The following is a 16,203-nucleotide window of genomic DNA, read 5'->3' as shown; positions in this document are numbered from 1 at the left end:
TTACCTCAAAGTTAAGGACTAATGGGGCTTACACACTTTTTTAGGACAGTATCGTTCCCTACAACGGTTCGAGCGAAAGGTATAGAACCTTCGAAATTAAGGAGTCTAACTTGCTGAAAAAGGTTGTCTAACTTGATGCGTCAAGTTAGACAACCTTTTTCATCCCTCTTGACCGAGGAGCGTTCAGATCTTATGGGATATCACTCGACAGGGGCGATTCCGTTGCATGAGGGACAGATCCCCCGCACTATCATGTTGAAGGCTTGAGCTGTATAGCCCTTGGGGAGTTCTATCGGAGGCGGCAGTATATGATCGATACACACGGTCTTGCCACAGCGGATGCAGTAGAAGTGCGCGTGAGGCGCATTATGAGGCTCATCCGTATCTATCTGAGATACGGCATACTTGACTGCTCCGGAACCGTCATTGATATGGTGAATGACGCCCACGGTCTCAAGGAGGTGCAAGGTGCGGGAAATAGTGCTTTTGTCCACCGTGGACAGACGTATCTCTATATCTCCGAGAGAGAGAGCTTCGTCGGACCGGGCAATGGTCGTGTATATGAGTTCGCGCAGAGCCGTCGGACGTACACCTTCCTGCCCAAAAAGATCTGCGAGTTCGTCCGCGCTCAGGACTCTTTTTCTGTCAGATGGATCACACATGATTCTATGGTGTTTTATCGGTTATCGACCTTAAACTTAAGTACTCTCATGGCGTTGAGGACGACGAGGAGAGATACCCCCACGTCAGCAACGATGGCAAGGGTGAGGGGAGCTATTCCCACCGCAGCCAAGACCATGATGATGACCTTGAATGTCAGTGCAAATATAATATTCTGTAGGACAATCCTATGTGTGAAGCGAGATATATCCATACCCGCAGGAAGTCGCATGAGGTCATCGAACCGGATGACCACATCTGCGGCTTCGATGGCTGCATCACTACCTATGGCACCCATGGCAAAGCTGAGGTCGCTCATGGCCATGACGGGAGCATCGTTGAGACCGTCTCCCACAAAAGCCACCGAACCTTCTTTTCGGTCTATGAGAGCCTGCATCTCACGCACCTTATCCTGTGGCAGGAGTCCGCCTATGCCCCGATCGGCACCTACCTTGGCAGCCACGACATCCACAATCTCTTGTCTGTCTCCGGAAAGGATGATGATATCTGCCACTCCTCTCTTGTGGAGAGCTGAGAGAGCTCGAGATCCATTTTCCTTGTACATATCATCGAGCATGACTGCCCCTTTCCATACACCGTCAATGGCAATGACCACAAAGGTGTGGACATCGGTGATGAAGCGTTCGGGCAACTCTACCCCGTGGAGGCTCATCATCTTGGGACTACCGACAAGGAGGGCTTGTCCCGACGTTGTATGGGCTTTAAGCCCGAGGCCTGCAACTTCTTCGACTCCTTCGACCTTTATACTTTCGTCAAGTCCGAAATGCTTGCATATCGTCTGAGCAATCGGGTGAGTGCTATGCCTTTCGACCGCCACAAGGAGTCGGAAGACGCTTTCGTCCGTGCCCTCTGCAAGTAGAGTTTCTGTGACATCAAAGCTGCCCTTGGTCACTGTGCCGGTCTTGTCGAGAGCAAAGATCCTGATATTGCGTAGCTTGTCTAGGTGGATACTGCCTTTGAAGAGCAATCCGTGCTTGGAGGCATTGCCGATCCCGGCAAAGTACGCCAACGGCACACCTATAACAAGCGCACATGGGCATGATGTCACAAGGAAAACAAGTCCTCTGTAAAACCAATCTTGGAAATCATAGAAAAAGGCTGTATCCCATAGCGACCACAGGTAAGGGACAAGTACGATGAGCAGAGCAAGGAGTGTAACGATGGGTGTATAGATACGCGCAAACTTTCGGATGAAAGTCTCGGTCTTTGACTTGTGTTCGACAGACTCCTCCACCAGCTTGAGTATCTTGGCAAGCGTACTCTCGGCATAGGGGCGGGAAGCCTCCATCTCTATCGGAGTACCGAGGACTATGGAGCCTGCGAGGATGGTCTGACCTGCGAGGATATCACAAGGCTTGGACTCTCCCGTGAGTGCGGACATGTCGAGAGTAGCATGGCCGGATGTCAATGTACCGTCAAGGGAGACGCGCTCGCCCACTTTCAGGCGCAGGAGTTCTCCCACCCTGACTTCGGAGGGATGTATCTCTACCTCTGCCCCGGCACGTACTACCCTTACGATATCGGGACGCAGATCTATGAGGTCTCTGATATTGTTGCGGGCTTTTTCGACTGCCTTACCTTGGAGGATCTCTCCGATACAGTAGAGTATCATCAGCGTGACAGCTTCGGGATACTCCCCTATATAGAATGCGCCTATCGTAGCGATGATCATGAGCGTGAGTTCATTGAACACCGACTTTTCGCTCTTGAAAAGATCCCATGCAGCATCAAATATCGGCGATGCGACAAGGAAATAAGCCACAAGGTACCACATCTTGGGCAACCAACATATACCCCAGCATGTAAATCCGTTCCGGCCCAAAGCAATACCGATGATGAGCATTGCTGTGGCGATGGAGAGACGGATGTATTCGCCCCTTTTTGACAGACTCTCTTTCGTTGCATGGCACGTGGAGTCACAGCCACAGCCCGAGTGATTATGGTTACTATTGCAACTCATGGTCCGATATGTTTTTTTAGTGTTATCAAATAAATAAGGGGTTATTACCTACATGGCAAATGTAAGCAATAACCCCTGCAACCGAGTTGCAATATAGTACTGAAGCCACAAGAATACCTAAATATGGTTATATACCCTCACCTCTCAAGCTCTCTCCCACAAGTGCTTCATCGCAGCCTCTTCTTGTCGGATGCGCACAGCTAAGAGACAGGTGTAGAGGGGCAAACCTATGATGAGGGTGTACCAAGCATTGCAGAGGAGTGCTACCCCTATGAGTTCGGGAACGATGTTGAGGAAGTAGTTGGGATGACGTACTTTGGTGAAGAGGAAACTCTTTTCAAGCCTTTGGTTGGGCACGATATAGAGCTTGACCGTCCAGATGTCTCTCAACTTGTACATGACATAAAAGAGCATGGCATAGGCAAACACCATGACGGCAACGCCCCAGGCAGAAATGTCGTTGAACACCTTGCCCGACACATGGGCTTCGTACAGAGCTGCGAAGTAGTAAGCTATGTGCGCAAGGGTCAGTAGCAGAGAGTTGCCCTTGCCGTACTGTACCGCTCCCTGTCGGAGCAAACGCTTTTCGTTGCGGATGGAGAATGAAAGGGATACCAGTCTCAACGCAAAGAAAGCAGCAAAAGTAATGATGATGTACTGCATCGTTATGAAATGATTTTGTAAAAGATTGAATGGTTGTTTCAAACGTATGTCCGGGCCTGCTGACAGCTGCAGGCGATTGATTGTTCGCTGCAAATATAGGTCTTTTAAGGGAAGTTGTAGAAAAAAATATGCAACTTTGCAGTCAGATTGTCGGATAAGCAGTCCGAACGCTTCCCCACAGACTTTTATCTCCAAAAGATACCCGACCGATGACTGCGCACAAGGACTATAATATCACCAATGCTCACGCTCGTGACAAAGAGCTCTTCTTTCACGAGGATACTCACACCTATATCTTCAACGGAGAGCAACTCACATCCGTCAGCAATGTCATCAAGGCATTTTTCCCCGAATTTGACTCGGAAGCCGCAGCCCGACGTAAGGCACAGAGGCTCGGGATCTCTCCCGAACTATTGCTCGAACAATGGGATGCCAAGGGTGCCATAGCTCGCGAAGTCGGGACATTCATGCACGATCAGATCGAGCGTACGTTCCTCGGACTTCCCACTTCGGATGTTTACGACTTTGTCTACGAAGGCAAAGAGGTGCGACAACAAACACGTGTAAGCATAGCTCCGGAGATGGCCTACTTTTCGTCTCTCTGCAAGCATCCTCTCCTACACGCCCACAGTATCTACCGTACAGAGTGGCGCATCTACGACGAAGATCACGGAGTGGCAGGTACCATGGACTGTCTCCTCAGATCGCCTCATGGTCGCTTCGTGATGATAGACTGGAAGCGTAGCGAAAAGATAGGTTACGAATACTGTGGCAACTTCATCCCCATCACCTCCACACCTTTCTCTTGCAAAGGATTGGGCCCTCTTTCCCATAAGTATGATACCTCCTTTGTCCGTTATACCCTCCAGCAAAACCTCTACTCCTATATCCTCCGCAGGCACTACGGCATACATGTATCTGAGATGTATCTTGCTATCCTTTGCAAGGGCTACAACACCTATCATCTCGTACCCGTACCTACCCAAGATGCCGAGATCGAAGGCATCCTGAGCGCTCACAAGGGCTGACGGTCCTCACGAGACACTCCTTCCCTTTCTTATTTTTCCTTTCTCCTCTCCACAGCATTTCGGATACACGCCAAGATCGTGTCCGATATGATCTTTCGCGAGTCGAGCTCCTCTGCTCTTTCTCTCAAACGCATTGCAGCCTCCCTGTATTTCCTATCTGAGAATAGTTTGTTCACAGACGCCCATATTCGTTTGGCCTCCCATTTACGAGGAGGGATGTTTATAGCCATGCCATAATCCTCAAGATGCAGGAGATTCATTTGTTGTTCCGGCTGAGTCGGCATACCCACAAGAGGAGTTCCGCTAAGTATGGCGGTTTGCAGTGTCCCTTGCCCACCATGACATACGACGGCATCCACACGAGCATTTATTTCCGGAGCCGGGACAAAGGCATCGGTCAGGTAGACATCAGGATTATGACATATACGCCTTGCCTCCGTGATGTCACATATCGCAGGAGGACACAAGACAACGGCACTCCACGGACAATCTTTGAGATTGAGCATTTTGATCACCTCAAAGAGAGCCTCTTTATTGCCCGAAGTTCCAAGGGTGCAGAGGAGTTTTGGTTTTACGGAAGAGAGGATCCTCAATATTTCGACATCATCTATTTCCGCTGACTGTGGGAGAGAAAATACAGGTCCCGTAAAGATGACTCTGTCATCGAACAAATTGGTTGGGTAGAAATCCGGAAAGTCATTGACCAGATACATGTCCGACTCGAGCATGTGGAAGATATTGATGAGAGGGACCCCTCCCATCCCAATGAATCCGCGGCTTTCCGGATGCAACTGTGTCTCAGTGCAGGAGAACGCTTTTTGAGTGCAAGTGGCAGACAAGCAGAGATTACTTTTTGTAGTCCTTTCGGGAGACGAGACTGAGGTGTCTCGTTCGGGAAGCATCGGACGGTCTTGAGGAAATCCTCCGTGAGAGGCAGTGGAAAAAATCCTATGGCCGGTGTCTCAGGGATAGCCACCCTCAGAGCAATACTCCCTATCGGCCAAAAGCCATAGATCAGGATATCAGGACGAAGCTCTCTGTAAGCCTCTATCTCTCCCTGAAGGATTTCCCTTGCCAGTCCGACATCACCGATGAGTTCGCCAAAACGGCTTTTGAAATCTTCAAGATACTGTATGCCCCCGAGATTCGGCTTGGCATGATATATAGAGAACCCCTCACCCTCTGCTTTTGACTCGAAGCTGCTTCCTCTCGATAAAAAGATGATCTCATAGGCGAGATCTTCCGGGCAGGCATCTCTCAGAGCCTTTGCTATCTCTATGGCTCTTGTGGCATCTCCTCCATTTTGGAAGATGGTCGCAAAAAGTATTCTGATTGTTTTCATTGTCCCATCTCGATAAAACGTTCGAACCAAAGGTAATCAAAGGTAAGGAGTTTAACAGGTATAGAACCTTCTAAATCAAGGTGCCTACCTTGATGAATCAAGTTAGACAACTTCATTCGTCAAGGTAGGCAACCTTTTTTATACCCCTTGAAAGAGTCGTCAAATACTGTGGGACGAAATCCTCGATGCCTGAGTCTGTTCCTCGCAGGAGAATTGCCCGAGAGAGCATAAATACTGTGTCAAAAAAGTCTGCTCCAAAAGTGAGAAATACTATCTTTGGGGGAGAAAAAAACATTAACCTACGAAATATGAAAAAGATACGCATAGGTCTGCTCCCTCGCATCATCATCGCCATTGTGCTCGGCATCGTCTTCGGACAGTTTTTGCCCGAAGGCATGGTTCGTATTTTTGTTACCATCAATGGCCTTTTTGGCGAGTTTCTCAACTTCATCATCCCCCTCATCATCCTTGCTCTCGTATCGGTGGCGATAGCCGACATCGGACACAGGGCAGGACGGATATTGCTCATCACGGTGGCGATAGCTTATGGAGCGACGGTGGTGTCAGGGCTTCTGTCCTACGGCATGAGTGTGACCTGCTTCCCTCGCCTGATAGAGACGGGAGCTCTACAGAGTATAGATGCCGGAGCCAAAGCGTTGAAGCCATATTTTACGGTCTCCATACCTGCCATGATGAACGTGATGACCGCCCTCGTGCTTGCCTTTGTCCTTGGTCTGGGGATGGCTTCGATAGGCAGTACCGCGCTCAAGGGAGCATGCTCGGACTTCAAAGACATCATCACAAAGACCATAGGTGCGGTGATCATACCTCTGTTGCCGATATATATCTTCGGTATCTTTTTGGACATGACATTCAGTGGAAAGGTGTTTGAGATCCTTTCGGTCTTTGTCAAGATCATCGGGCTTATCTTTGTCCTCCATATAGGGTTGCTCATCTTCCAGTATGTCATTGCAGGACTGATAGTGAAGCGCAATCCCTTCCGACTCCTGGCAACGATGCTTCCTGCTTACTTCACAGCCCTCGGCACACAGTCTTCGGCAGCAACGATACCGGTATCTCTCCAACAGACAAGGAAAAACGGAGTGCCCGAAGACGTAGCAGGATTTGTCATACCTCTCTGCGCAACGATACACCTATCGGGTAGCACCTTGAAGATAGTGGCTTGTGCCCTTGCCTTGATGATGATGCTGGGGATGCCGATAGAGTTTGGGAGCTTTATAGGCTTCATCCTCATGCTCGGGGTGACGATGGTGGCAGCTCCGGGAGTGCCGGGTGGTGCTATCATGGCCTGCCTGGGGATATTGCAGTCCATGCTCGGTTTTGACGAAGCCACACAAGCTCTGATGATAGCCTTGTACATCGCCATGGATAGCTTCGGCACAGCCTGCAATGTCACGGGTGACGGTGCCATCGCACTTGTCGTCAATCGCATCATGGGCAACAAACTTGCGACAAAAGTATCCTATACAGATTAGTCATATCTACTTAAAATCAATGACTTAAAAACAAATCCTCAGAAAAACACAAAAAATATCTTCCCTCGGTGATAGGTTTGACCTGTCTCGTTCGTCTTATAAGTACAACGATGGAACAAAAGAGGTTTATCATAGAGGTTGCGGGATTGCGTCCCGACTTGCAGCGGAAAGCTCTCTCGATGTACGATGGCGATGAGATGCGGGCCGAGGATGCGGTGAGCGAACTCTTCGTACGCTTGTGGCAGACCCGCCACACACTCGATGAGGTGCGATCGTTACCTGCCTACTGCCACACGCTACTGCGCAATCTCATCATCGATGACCTGAGGTCGGCACGGACACAGCCGTTGGACGAGAGCGTCACAGCCGACAGATGCGACGATACGTTGGGTCGGTACGAACTGAGCGAACTCCTGCGTGAGGCCATAGGGACGTTGCCCGAACTGAGAAAAAGGGTCTACGAACTACATGAGCTCCGGGGCTTCGACAACGAAGAAATCGCCCAACTCCTCAACCTCCGCATAGATGCGGTACACAACCACCTCAGCCGTGCCCGCAGACAACTGCGAGAGTACCTCCTGCCTCTTATGTAACACCATCCGACACACCTATCGCAATGAAAGAAAATACGACATACACCACCCTGCTCGACAAGTACCTTGACGGTATGACTTCGACCCACGAAGAAGAGGCTTTACTCCGGATGTTGAGAGAAAAGGACGAGTCCTCTCTCCCTGCCTCTGAACGTGCGATCCTGCTCATGCTCGATGGTGCTGCGACAGCAAGGCTCTCGATCAGCGACGACAAAGCTCCCCAAAAGCAAAACTCGTCCAAGATCTCTCGCTCCAAAGTATGGTGGATCACCATGGGATCGGTAGCAGCGGCCGCAATGCTCACCCTCCTTGTCAAGATGCCCATAGGGACGGAAGACACCCTGCCTGTATCTCCTCTCGGCTATCAGGCCGGAAAGGCCATAGAGTCAGAAGACGAAGCCGTCCTCCTTGCCGAAGAGCTCCTTGCAGAGGTCGTCTACGATCCTGTCGATGAGATAGAGTGGTAGAGCGTCGCCCTTTGCCGGAGAGGACGATCGATGTCGGCTATTATTGTACCAACAAACTTATTTTGAGATATGACACAACACAGACTTCATACCTTGATCAGAGTCCCCTTGCTCTTTTCGCTCATGATCATGCTCGCACTGCCTGCCTTTGCTACGGACGGAAGTGTATCCCCAAGCGACTTTGCCATAGGCTCGCTCTTCAAGAAATATGCACGAAAATCCAACGCCACATACGTCAATCTGAAAGGCTCCGTACTCATCGGCAGGGCGATATACGGTCTCGACAGCCTCTCCCATGTGGTCATCCTGCAACTCAACACTCCGACACAGGAGGTCGTCAAAGACGTGGAGGAAACCATAGAGAGTGACAAAGCCATAGCGGATGATATACAGGAGGTCTTTGCCCAAGGCTACCTCATCTCTGCAGCATACCGTCTGCACCGCTCCCCCGAAGAGTCGGCGTACCTCATCTATCGCTACGATATGGACAATAGCAACATCGTCCTCACCTATATGCAGGGAAATATCGACAGCAAAAGCATCTCCTCGATCATCAGGCAAAAAAGGGCAGTCCGTATGCAGTCCTCGCCGAAGAAAAACAGGGAAAGCAAGCACCGCCCATCGGACAAAAGACGTCTTGCACAGAGATATACAGACAAGGAAGTCCGAGAGGCCATGAAAGAGCTGCACTCCGCGATGGATGAAGTACGGGAGGCTATCAAGCAAGCCAAGAAAGAATCAATACAAGAATACTAATAACTCACACAATAGAAATACCTTAATCATTATGAAACGATTTCTAACTGCAGGGCTGCTTATTGCAAGCCTTTTTGCCCCAGCTGCACTATCTGCAAACGAAGCATCGGTATGCGCACCGGACACTACCGTGAGAGTCAAAGACAAGCTCATCACTCTGCACGAAAAGGGACAACGCTTCAATGTCACCGTGAGACGCATCAATGCCGAAGGAGACACGATCAACGCCCGTCAGATCTTCCGTGGGACGTATGACCTTGGCCGTCGCGAAGAGCAAACCTTCTCTTTCGACAAGATCAGGATACCTTTCGTAACCAGAGAGAGAAAAGGCAAAAACAAAAAATCATACAGAGTGGACATTTCGGGGCTCGGCTTTGGCTTCAGCAGGTTCCAGTTCAGCGGCAACCTCGACCACCTCAACACCACAGGCAGTCATCGTTTTATGCTCGGGCTCTTTGCGATCAACTACAAGCAAAAAGCCATGACATTTACGCTCGGTACATCATTTGATTTCAACAAGATACACCTCCTCGATGACTACACACTCCGCCGTGACGCCACCGGCAAGACCGTAGAGACTGCTCCCCTTGCGGGAGAAGCGTTCGGCAAGGATCGTCTCAGTGCGACTTACTTCAACATGTACGGAAGGTTCACCCTCAGACCTATACCCGGGTTGTCCAACTTCTACATCTATGGCTATGCAGCAGGCAAGATCCTTACGGCATCGAGCATGAAAGCCTGGTCTCGCACGACAGGTCGTGAAAACTTCGATGGCAACAAGAACCTCCGCAACTTTTTACCCGAAGTCGGAGGCGGTATCGGCTACGGCTGGTTGGGTCTCCAGATCCTCTATACTCCACAGTCGCTCTTCCTCTCTGACAAAGGTCCCGACCTACGCATGACCACTATCGGTGTGACGCTGGGATTTTGATTCATAATCAATCACTACATACTTCCCCAAGGGGGCGGTGTCAAAAACTTGGAGTTTGGCACCGCCCCTTTGTCTTGGATAATGCCTATATTTGTCTGCATATTCATCGAGATTAAAAAGTTATCTGTCAACGCTTTCCAAAGAACCGACAAACGATTCAGGCTATGGACACAAAAACAAAGACAACGACGACCTGCGGATGTTGCGGACATGAGATCCCACGCCGGGGCTTCTTTTCGCGCGCCGGCTATACCCTCACCTGCCCCAACTGCAAGACCCAAGGGTGGGTGCGCCGTATGAGCAAACGCAGCTATCTGACCCTCCTCCTCTCTATCTTTTTGCCACAGCTCAGCTTCTTTATTGTCAAAAGCTTATTTTCGGGATTTACAGAATCAATCTTTTGGGGACTCTTTATATCGTACATCATCGTAGGTCTCCCCCTTTTGGCACTTCATGTATACCTCTACGAAGCAGAATACATGTGGCCGAAAGATGTCATAGACAATAAGGATAACAAACCTCACGAAGAGACTCGATAAACCCCACAACGCAGTCTGCACCTCAACGGTATCGAAGGCCACAGACCGAAGATATCAAGCCCCACTCAAGAACACTATCAGCCCATGCCCCATCCGATAGAAGACAAACTCGTCATCGCCGTATCGTCAAGCGCGTTGTTCAACATGCTTGACTCCGACAGCATATTCCAAGCCAAGGGGGAGGACGAATACCGCAAATACCAAACCAAGTACATAGACAAACCGTTTGAGAAAGGAGTTGCCTTTCCGTTCATCAAGAGGCTGTTGAGTCTCAACAACTCCTTTCCGGACGAACAACCCGTAGAGGTCGTACTCTTCTCCAAAAACAGCCCCGAGACAGGGCTGAGAGCTTTCCGATCTATCCAACACTACGGACTGAACATATCCAGAGCGTGCTTCTCATCGGGCAAGAGCAACTACCAATACCTCCCGGCATTCAACTCCGCCCTCTTCCTCTCTGCCAATATGGACGATGTCAAGGATGCTATCCGCATGGGCTATGCAGCCGGGATGGTGCTCAATAGCGAAGTCATCGACGAAGAGGACGATGACGAACTGAGACTCGCTTTTGACTTTGATGGAGTGATCGCCGATGACTCTTCCGAAAAGGTATACAAAGACGGAGGGCTGGACAACTACATGAGTCACGAAAAAGAGCTTGCCACCCTACCCTTGGCTCAAGGGCCTATCGGGACACTGCTCAAGCGGATATCGGCGTTCCAAAAGTTGGAGAAGAGCAAAGCCGATGCCGACAAATCTTATCGCCGTATCCTCAAGACTGCCATAGTCACGGCACGCAACGCCCCTGCACACGAGAGAATGGTGACGACTCTTCGGAGTCTCGATGTCGAGGTAGACGAGGTCTTTTTCCTTGGGGGTATCGACAAATCCCGCATCCTCAACATCCTCAATCCCCACATCTTCTTTGACGACCAAAGGGTGCATCTCGACCGACTCCGACGCATCCCTGCCGTACACATACCATTCGGCATCACCAACGACAACAAGTAAACGCCGACCCAAAAGTAAAGAAGGCCACAAATCAACGTGCCTACCTTGATGAATTAAGGTGCCTACCTTGATCTCTCAAGGTAGGCACCTTTTTTGCTCCCCTCACAGACCTTATCGGGAGAGAAGTCTCAAAAATACTCAAAGTTGCCTCTTTTCACGATATTTTTTCATAAATTGGGTGCGATATCATCCTCAAGTCTATGAATATGAAAGCAATCCATATCCCCTTGCTGTGGCTTTTGCTCCACATCTGCTGCCTTACCGTATCGGCACAGAAGATATATAGAGCCGTCTATGACACCTATGGGAGCTATGCCAAGATGAGACCCGAAGATAGTAAACGTGGGTATGTTTCGACCTTGATCTTTGGGAAGAAAATCAAAGCCGGCAAAGCGGAAGTCATCAAACTCCTGCGTTATTACATCTCGAATCCCATAGGTTACTACAACATGCAGAACCCCGACGCTCCTGCGGAGCTGATCGATGCCTCCACAGAGGACTTCAAAGAGACATTCATAAACATTGAAAAGTAAATACATCAAAACATCCTGAGACCTATGAGACAGTTATTTCTTCTATTCGCATCTATATGTGTGATGACATTGATGACCGCAAAGGCACAAGAAACTTTCAGAGCATTCTATGACACTTCGTGTTCGTTCAAGAAGGGAACTTCGGTATTTGAAGAGAAAAACGAGCTCAACAAAGACAGCGTCACTTACCCCTGTGCCCTTGAGATCCATGCAGACAAGTCTTACTTCTACAACTATGCAAAGATGCTCAAAGACTCTGTTGCCAAAACCGTATTCTCCGAGACAAACGACCCCATGATGGCCTTTAGTGTAGCACGAAAGTACAAGTCAGGAGGGCCGCAGATGACTGTCCGCAGTCTCTTTGGCGAACTCAAACGCACGACAACTCATGAGATACTCAGAGATTATTATGGGTATGACGAAGAGTTGGCTCGCCCCGAGTGGACGGTAGATGAGACCATCACCGAGATCAAAAGCGGATATAAGTGCCATCGGGCAACAGCAAAATATCTTGGTCGCAAGTGGACAGTCTGGTACACGCCGGAGATCCCTACATCCGCAGGCCCTTGGAAACTATGGGGGCTTCCCGGTCTCATCGTCGACGCGAGGGACGACGGTGGGAGGTTCTCCTTCGAGATGACCTCTTTCGGCAAGATCTCTCCCGAGATGATGACGGAGGATGTCACCAAATATATGCTCAAAGGAGACATAAAGACGGATACAAAGGCAAAGGTGCTCAAGCTATTGGAAGCATACATCTCCAATCCCATGGTCTTCATGACGATGAAAGAGCCAAACAAAAAAATCCGCATCGGTAACCCTGATGGCGCTCCTATAGACAAATCCGAGTTTACGACACAGTTCGAGTACATCGAGCTCGAGGACTGATATTTTTTTAATGCCTAAGCCTATCAACAGACCTATTGTCAAACACAAATAAAAGATATCTCCCGAGATGGCGAAGAACGATATGACCGGGCTTATGGTCGAAGGCGAAGTAATCACCGACTCGAAGCAAAAGGTGATCAAGGTCCTTGAGACCTACATCACCAACCCTATGATGTTCTTGGCGATGAAAAACCCGGAGTTGAAGATAGCCTTCAAGAATCTCAATGGTTCGTCTATCTCCAACGCCGAATTCACCAGAGAGTTTGAGTACATCGAGCTCGAAAAGTAATACAAACAAAAAACATCCCTCATGAAACAGTTTAGCAAGCTTTTTATCCCTCTTGCCCTGGCATTCATGGTAGGAGGTGCAGCGACAGCACAAGATGCCTTCAAGGTAATTTATGAAACCAAAGGACACTACAAAAGAGCATGGGCGGAGCAAGGACACAAGGCACCAATGGCTCTGGAGATCTATCCTGACAGGACATTCTTCTATGACATGACCGTTGTTGCGAGGGACTCCGTCATTCGGATGGAGTTCGACAAAAGTAATGACTTCGATCTGGCGATGAAGGAGGGCAACAAGTACAATAGTCCTTCGCTCGAAATGCTGATCAACACTCATTTTGAGACCAACAAGAGGACGGTGACCCACGTCATCCACTTCGACTATCACAGCTACACCGAACTCATGGAGCGGATCGACTGGCAGATCGACGACACCGTCACCGAGACAAGGAGCGGTTATCCCTGCCACCTGGCCACAGCCACCATCCTTGGTCGTCGCTGGACAGTATGGTACACGCCCGAAGTGCCGACGCCCGCAGGGCCTTGGAAGCTCTGGGGACTGCCCGGGCTCATCGTCGAAGCCACAGAGGCAGAGGGCTTGTTTGCCTTCTCCCTATCTTCGTTCGAGCAACTGAAACCTGAAGATCGTCGAGAGGATTGTCGAAAATACCTGCTTGTGGGGGATGCCAAAGAGGGCAGGCGCAAGGACATCCATAAGCTCCTCCAACTCTACCATGCCGATCCAGCCACTTACCTCAACATGATCTACCCCGGAGGTACACTTGTCCTTAAAGATACTAAAGGCAAGACTCTCACTCCCGAAGAAGTACGCAATAAGTTTGTCAACATAGAGAGATAGCCCGGACACCCTACGGCATCATCCCTAAGGCTTACTATTTACGAGCCATAAGCCTCTCAAGGGAGCATTGAAGGGGTTGTAACCAAGATACAAATCATATATAAGTCTATGAAAACGAAAGTAAATTTACTTTTTATCCTCGTACTACTGAGCTTCGTGGGAGCATATGCACAAGCTCAAGATGCCTTCAAGGCAATCTACGAAACCAAAGGACACTACATCCGAGAGTGGGCACAGAGAGGGCGCAGTGCGCCTACGGTGCTGGAGATCTATCCCGATAGGACTTTCTTCTACGATATGGCGCGTCTTGCGTCGGACTCTACCCTCTTTGTGACCCTTCAAGAGACACAGGATACCCATAAGGCGATCCACGAAGCCCTCAAGATGAACAACCGTTCTCTGGAGGTAATGATACGAAGCACTTTCGACACAGGGCAGAGGGAGGTGACCCAGGCCATCCACTTCGATTACCACACCTACACCGAGCCCATGGAGCACATCGACTGGCAGATCGACGACACCGTCACCGAGACCAAGAGCGGTTATCCCTGCCACCGTCCACTGCCACTGTCCTCGGTCGTCGCTGGACAGTATGGTACACGCTTGAGGTGCCTACACCAGCCGGACCATGGAAGCTGTGGGGACTGCCCGGTCTCATCGTCGAAGCCACAGAGGCAGAGGGCTTGTTTGCTTTCTCTCTCTCTTCGTTCGAAAAGCTGAACCCTGAGGAGAGTCAAGAGGGCTTCAAGAAGTACATCTCCATCGGGGAGGTCAAGGAGGGTAGTCGTAAGGACATCCGTAAGCTCCTCGAACTCTACTTCGGCGATCCGGCGGCGTTCCTCAAGTTGCGCTACCCGGGACAGAAGGTGATCCTCGAAGATGGGGAGGGCAAGTCTCTCACACCCGAAGAGATACGTAGCAAGATCGTGAATATAGAGCAGTAAAAGTTTTTGCCTGAGCTATGCCGTTGTCTTTGAGAACACAAACACCTCTTGTACAACCTCTTGAAAGGTCGGTGATACTACAAAATGTATTCCGATGCACGACGTACACGAGTCTGTAGCCTACCAGACTATCGTCCGACGAGCAACGGACGACAGTCCGGCTCCCATCCATAGGAATGAGATGCTACGTGGCTCCTGAGCCGTTCGACCACCTTCGTAAGACTGTCTGTATTTAAGATTTTATGATATATAACACATACACAATTTGGAATTTCACTATGAAAGCAACACTTACTACATTACTTGTAATCATCCTATCCCTCTCGACACGAGGTACATCGGTAGCGCAGAGCACTACCACCACCGTCTTCAAGGCTATCTATGAGATGAAAGGTACTTACCGTGCAGAGAGCCTCAAAGACAAGGCGAAGATCCCGGTCTTTCCCGTGGCATTGGAGATCTATCCCGATAAGTCGTTCTTTTACAGTATGCCAAGTATGACTCAGGACTCTATCACGCATGCGGTGTTTGAGGCTACCAACGATCAAGTCAAGGCTCAGCAGGAGAGCAACAAGGTCGCGAACCGTAGTATGGACATACACATCCTTTCGTCCTTTGAGACGGGTCGATCGGTCGTCACCCATTCCCTTAACTTCGACCATTACAGGTACGAAGAAGAGATGCTCCGCCCCGAGTGGGTTATCGACGATAGTGTAACGGAGACCAAGAGTGGCTATAAATGTCACAAGGCTACGGCCGACTATTTCGGTAGAGTATGGACAGTATGGTTCACTCCCGAAGTCCCCACTCCTGCAGGTCCTTGGAAACTCTGGGGACTGCCCGGCCTCATCGTCGAAGCCTCCGAAGCCGAAGGCATCTACTCCTTTTCGCTGTCTTCGTTTGCACCCATGGATGAGCAGGACAGTAAGATCGACTGTGAGAAGTACCTCGTCCTCGGAGAGGTTAAGCACGACTCTAAAAGCAAGGTGAGGAGGCTATTACAACTATATGTCACGGATATGCAGAAGTTCTTCCAGATGATCTTCCCGGGGGCTACGGTCACCATACAGGATCAGGATGGCAAAGAACTCAGGGGCGAAGACCTTCGCAACAAGTTTGTGGACATAGAGAAGTAACCCTACACACAAGATGTACATCCCGACAAAACGAAGTGCCTATCTCGATGAAATGAAGTGCTTATTTCGATCTGTCAATATAGGCGAC

General features: G+C 49.8%; 19 protein-coding genes. 14 read left to right on the top strand and 5 right to left on the bottom strand.

The genetic code is table 11. The features are described from left to right. Positions 1-200: 200 nt before the first annotated feature. The 3 genes from Q4A14_RS02100 to Q4A14_RS02090 all read right to left on the bottom strand — a co-directional run bounded on the left by Q4A14_RS02100 (position 201) and on the right by Q4A14_RS02090 (position 3,304). The gene (locus tag Q4A14_RS02100; RefSeq protein WP_303169579.1) at positions 201-662 is read right to left on the bottom strand and encodes a Fur family transcriptional regulator; all 462 of its coding nucleotides are present in this window, start codon (positions 660-662) and stop codon (positions 201-203) included. 14 nt (positions 663-676) lie between these two features. Then, positions 677-2,641 (bottom strand): heavy metal translocating P-type ATPase, encoded by a 1,965-nt coding sequence (locus tag Q4A14_RS02095; protein WP_303169578.1) that lies wholly within the window; start codon positions 2,639-2,641, stop codon positions 677-679. A 144-nt stretch (positions 2,642-2,785) separates the two neighbouring features. Further along, complete coding sequence (locus Q4A14_RS02090) at positions 2,786-3,304, bottom strand: isoprenylcysteine carboxyl methyltransferase family protein (protein ID WP_303169577.1); 519 nt, start codon at positions 3,302-3,304, stop codon at positions 2,786-2,788. A 209-nt stretch (positions 3,305-3,513) separates the two neighbouring features. On the opposite strand from Q4A14_RS02090, the gene Q4A14_RS02085 reads away from it, so the two are divergent. Beyond that, positions 3,514-4,332, top strand: coding sequence for a hypothetical protein (locus tag Q4A14_RS02085; protein WP_303169576.1), 819 nt, complete (start codon positions 3,514-3,516; stop codon positions 4,330-4,332). A 29-nt stretch (positions 4,333-4,361) separates the two neighbouring features. Here Q4A14_RS02085 and Q4A14_RS02080 read toward each other — a convergent pair whose 3' ends face one another. Both Q4A14_RS02080 and Q4A14_RS02075 read right to left on the bottom strand, forming a co-directional pair. Then, the gene (locus Q4A14_RS02080) at positions 4,362-5,003 is read right to left on the bottom strand and encodes a glycosyltransferase (RefSeq protein WP_303169575.1); all 642 of its coding nucleotides are present in this window, start codon (positions 5,001-5,003) and stop codon (positions 4,362-4,364) included. Further along, entirely contained in the window at positions 4,940-5,674 is a 735-nt protein-coding gene (locus Q4A14_RS02075; protein WP_303169574.1) for a hypothetical protein, read from the bottom strand. Before Q4A14_RS02075 ends, Q4A14_RS02080 begins: the two co-directional genes overlap by 64 nt. A 308-nt stretch (positions 5,675-5,982) precedes the next feature. Here Q4A14_RS02075 and Q4A14_RS02070 point away from each other — a divergent pair, with 308 nt between their 5' ends. The 13 genes from Q4A14_RS02070 to Q4A14_RS02010 all read left to right on the top strand — a co-directional run bounded on the left by Q4A14_RS02070 (position 5,983) and on the right by Q4A14_RS02010 (position 16,115). Then, a complete protein-coding gene (locus tag Q4A14_RS02070; protein ID WP_303169573.1) occupies positions 5,983-7,170 on the top strand; it encodes a dicarboxylate/amino acid:cation symporter in 1,188 nt (395 codons plus the stop codon). Positions 7,171-7,280: 110 nt separating this feature from the next. Then, positions 7,281-7,763 (top strand): RNA polymerase sigma factor, encoded by a 483-nt coding sequence (locus Q4A14_RS02065; protein ID WP_303169572.1) that lies wholly within the window; start codon positions 7,281-7,283, stop codon positions 7,761-7,763. 23 nt (positions 7,764-7,786) lie between these two features. After that, positions 7,787-8,230 carry a hypothetical protein gene (locus tag Q4A14_RS02060; RefSeq protein WP_303169571.1) on the top strand — a complete coding sequence of 148 codons (444 nt, stop codon included), beginning with the start codon at positions 7,787-7,789 and terminating at the stop codon, positions 8,228-8,230. Positions 8,231-8,299: 69 nt separating this feature from the next. Then, complete coding sequence (locus tag Q4A14_RS02055; protein ID WP_303169569.1) at positions 8,300-8,986, top strand: hypothetical protein; 687 nt, start codon at positions 8,300-8,302, stop codon at positions 8,984-8,986. A gap of 31 nt (positions 8,987-9,017) precedes the next feature. Further along, positions 9,018-9,917 carry a hypothetical protein gene (locus tag Q4A14_RS02050; protein WP_303169568.1) on the top strand — a complete coding sequence of 300 codons (900 nt, stop codon included), beginning with the start codon at positions 9,018-9,020 and terminating at the stop codon, positions 9,915-9,917. A 164-nt stretch (positions 9,918-10,081) separates the two neighbouring features. Beyond that, on the top strand, positions 10,082-10,456 hold the full coding sequence (locus Q4A14_RS02045) for a hypothetical protein (RefSeq protein ID WP_303169566.1): 375 nt from the start codon (positions 10,082-10,084) through the stop codon (positions 10,454-10,456). 84 nt (positions 10,457-10,540) lie between these two features. Next, positions 10,541-11,467 carry a 5'-nucleotidase gene (locus Q4A14_RS02040; protein WP_303169564.1) on the top strand — a complete coding sequence of 309 codons (927 nt, stop codon included), beginning with the start codon at positions 10,541-10,543 and terminating at the stop codon, positions 11,465-11,467. 206 nt (positions 11,468-11,673) lie between these two features. Further along, a complete protein-coding gene (locus Q4A14_RS02035; RefSeq protein WP_303169563.1) occupies positions 11,674-12,000 on the top strand; it encodes a hypothetical protein in 327 nt (108 codons plus the stop codon). A gap of 24 nt (positions 12,001-12,024) precedes the next feature. Continuing rightward, the gene (locus tag Q4A14_RS02030) at positions 12,025-12,888 is read left to right on the top strand and encodes a GLPGLI family protein (RefSeq protein ID WP_303169561.1); all 864 of its coding nucleotides are present in this window, start codon (positions 12,025-12,027) and stop codon (positions 12,886-12,888) included. Positions 12,889-12,955: 67 nt separating this feature from the next. Beyond that, positions 12,956-13,177, top strand: coding sequence for a hypothetical protein (locus Q4A14_RS02025; RefSeq protein WP_303169560.1), 222 nt, complete (start codon positions 12,956-12,958; stop codon positions 13,175-13,177). A gap of 21 nt (positions 13,178-13,198) precedes the next feature. Beyond that, positions 13,199-14,035: a GLPGLI family protein gene (locus Q4A14_RS02020; RefSeq protein ID WP_303169559.1), complete on the top strand. Its 837-nt coding sequence runs from the start codon at positions 13,199-13,201 to the stop codon at positions 14,033-14,035. Positions 14,036-14,538: 503 nt separating this feature from the next. Beyond that, positions 14,539-14,979, top strand: coding sequence for a GLPGLI family protein (locus Q4A14_RS02015; protein WP_368492351.1), 441 nt, complete (start codon positions 14,539-14,541; stop codon positions 14,977-14,979). Positions 14,980-15,257: 278 nt separating this feature from the next. Continuing rightward, the gene (locus Q4A14_RS02010; RefSeq protein ID WP_303169558.1) at positions 15,258-16,115 is read left to right on the top strand and encodes a GLPGLI family protein; all 858 of its coding nucleotides are present in this window, start codon (positions 15,258-15,260) and stop codon (positions 16,113-16,115) included. Positions 16,116-16,203: the final 88 nt, after the last annotated feature.

The organism is Porphyromonas sp. (assembly GCF_030529325.1).
Taxonomy (GTDB): domain Bacteria; phylum Bacteroidota; class Bacteroidia; order Bacteroidales; family Porphyromonadaceae; genus Porphyromonas_A.
The sequence above is the reverse complement of the archived record's forward strand: the minus strand, read 5'-3'. Positions and strand labels throughout refer to the sequence as shown.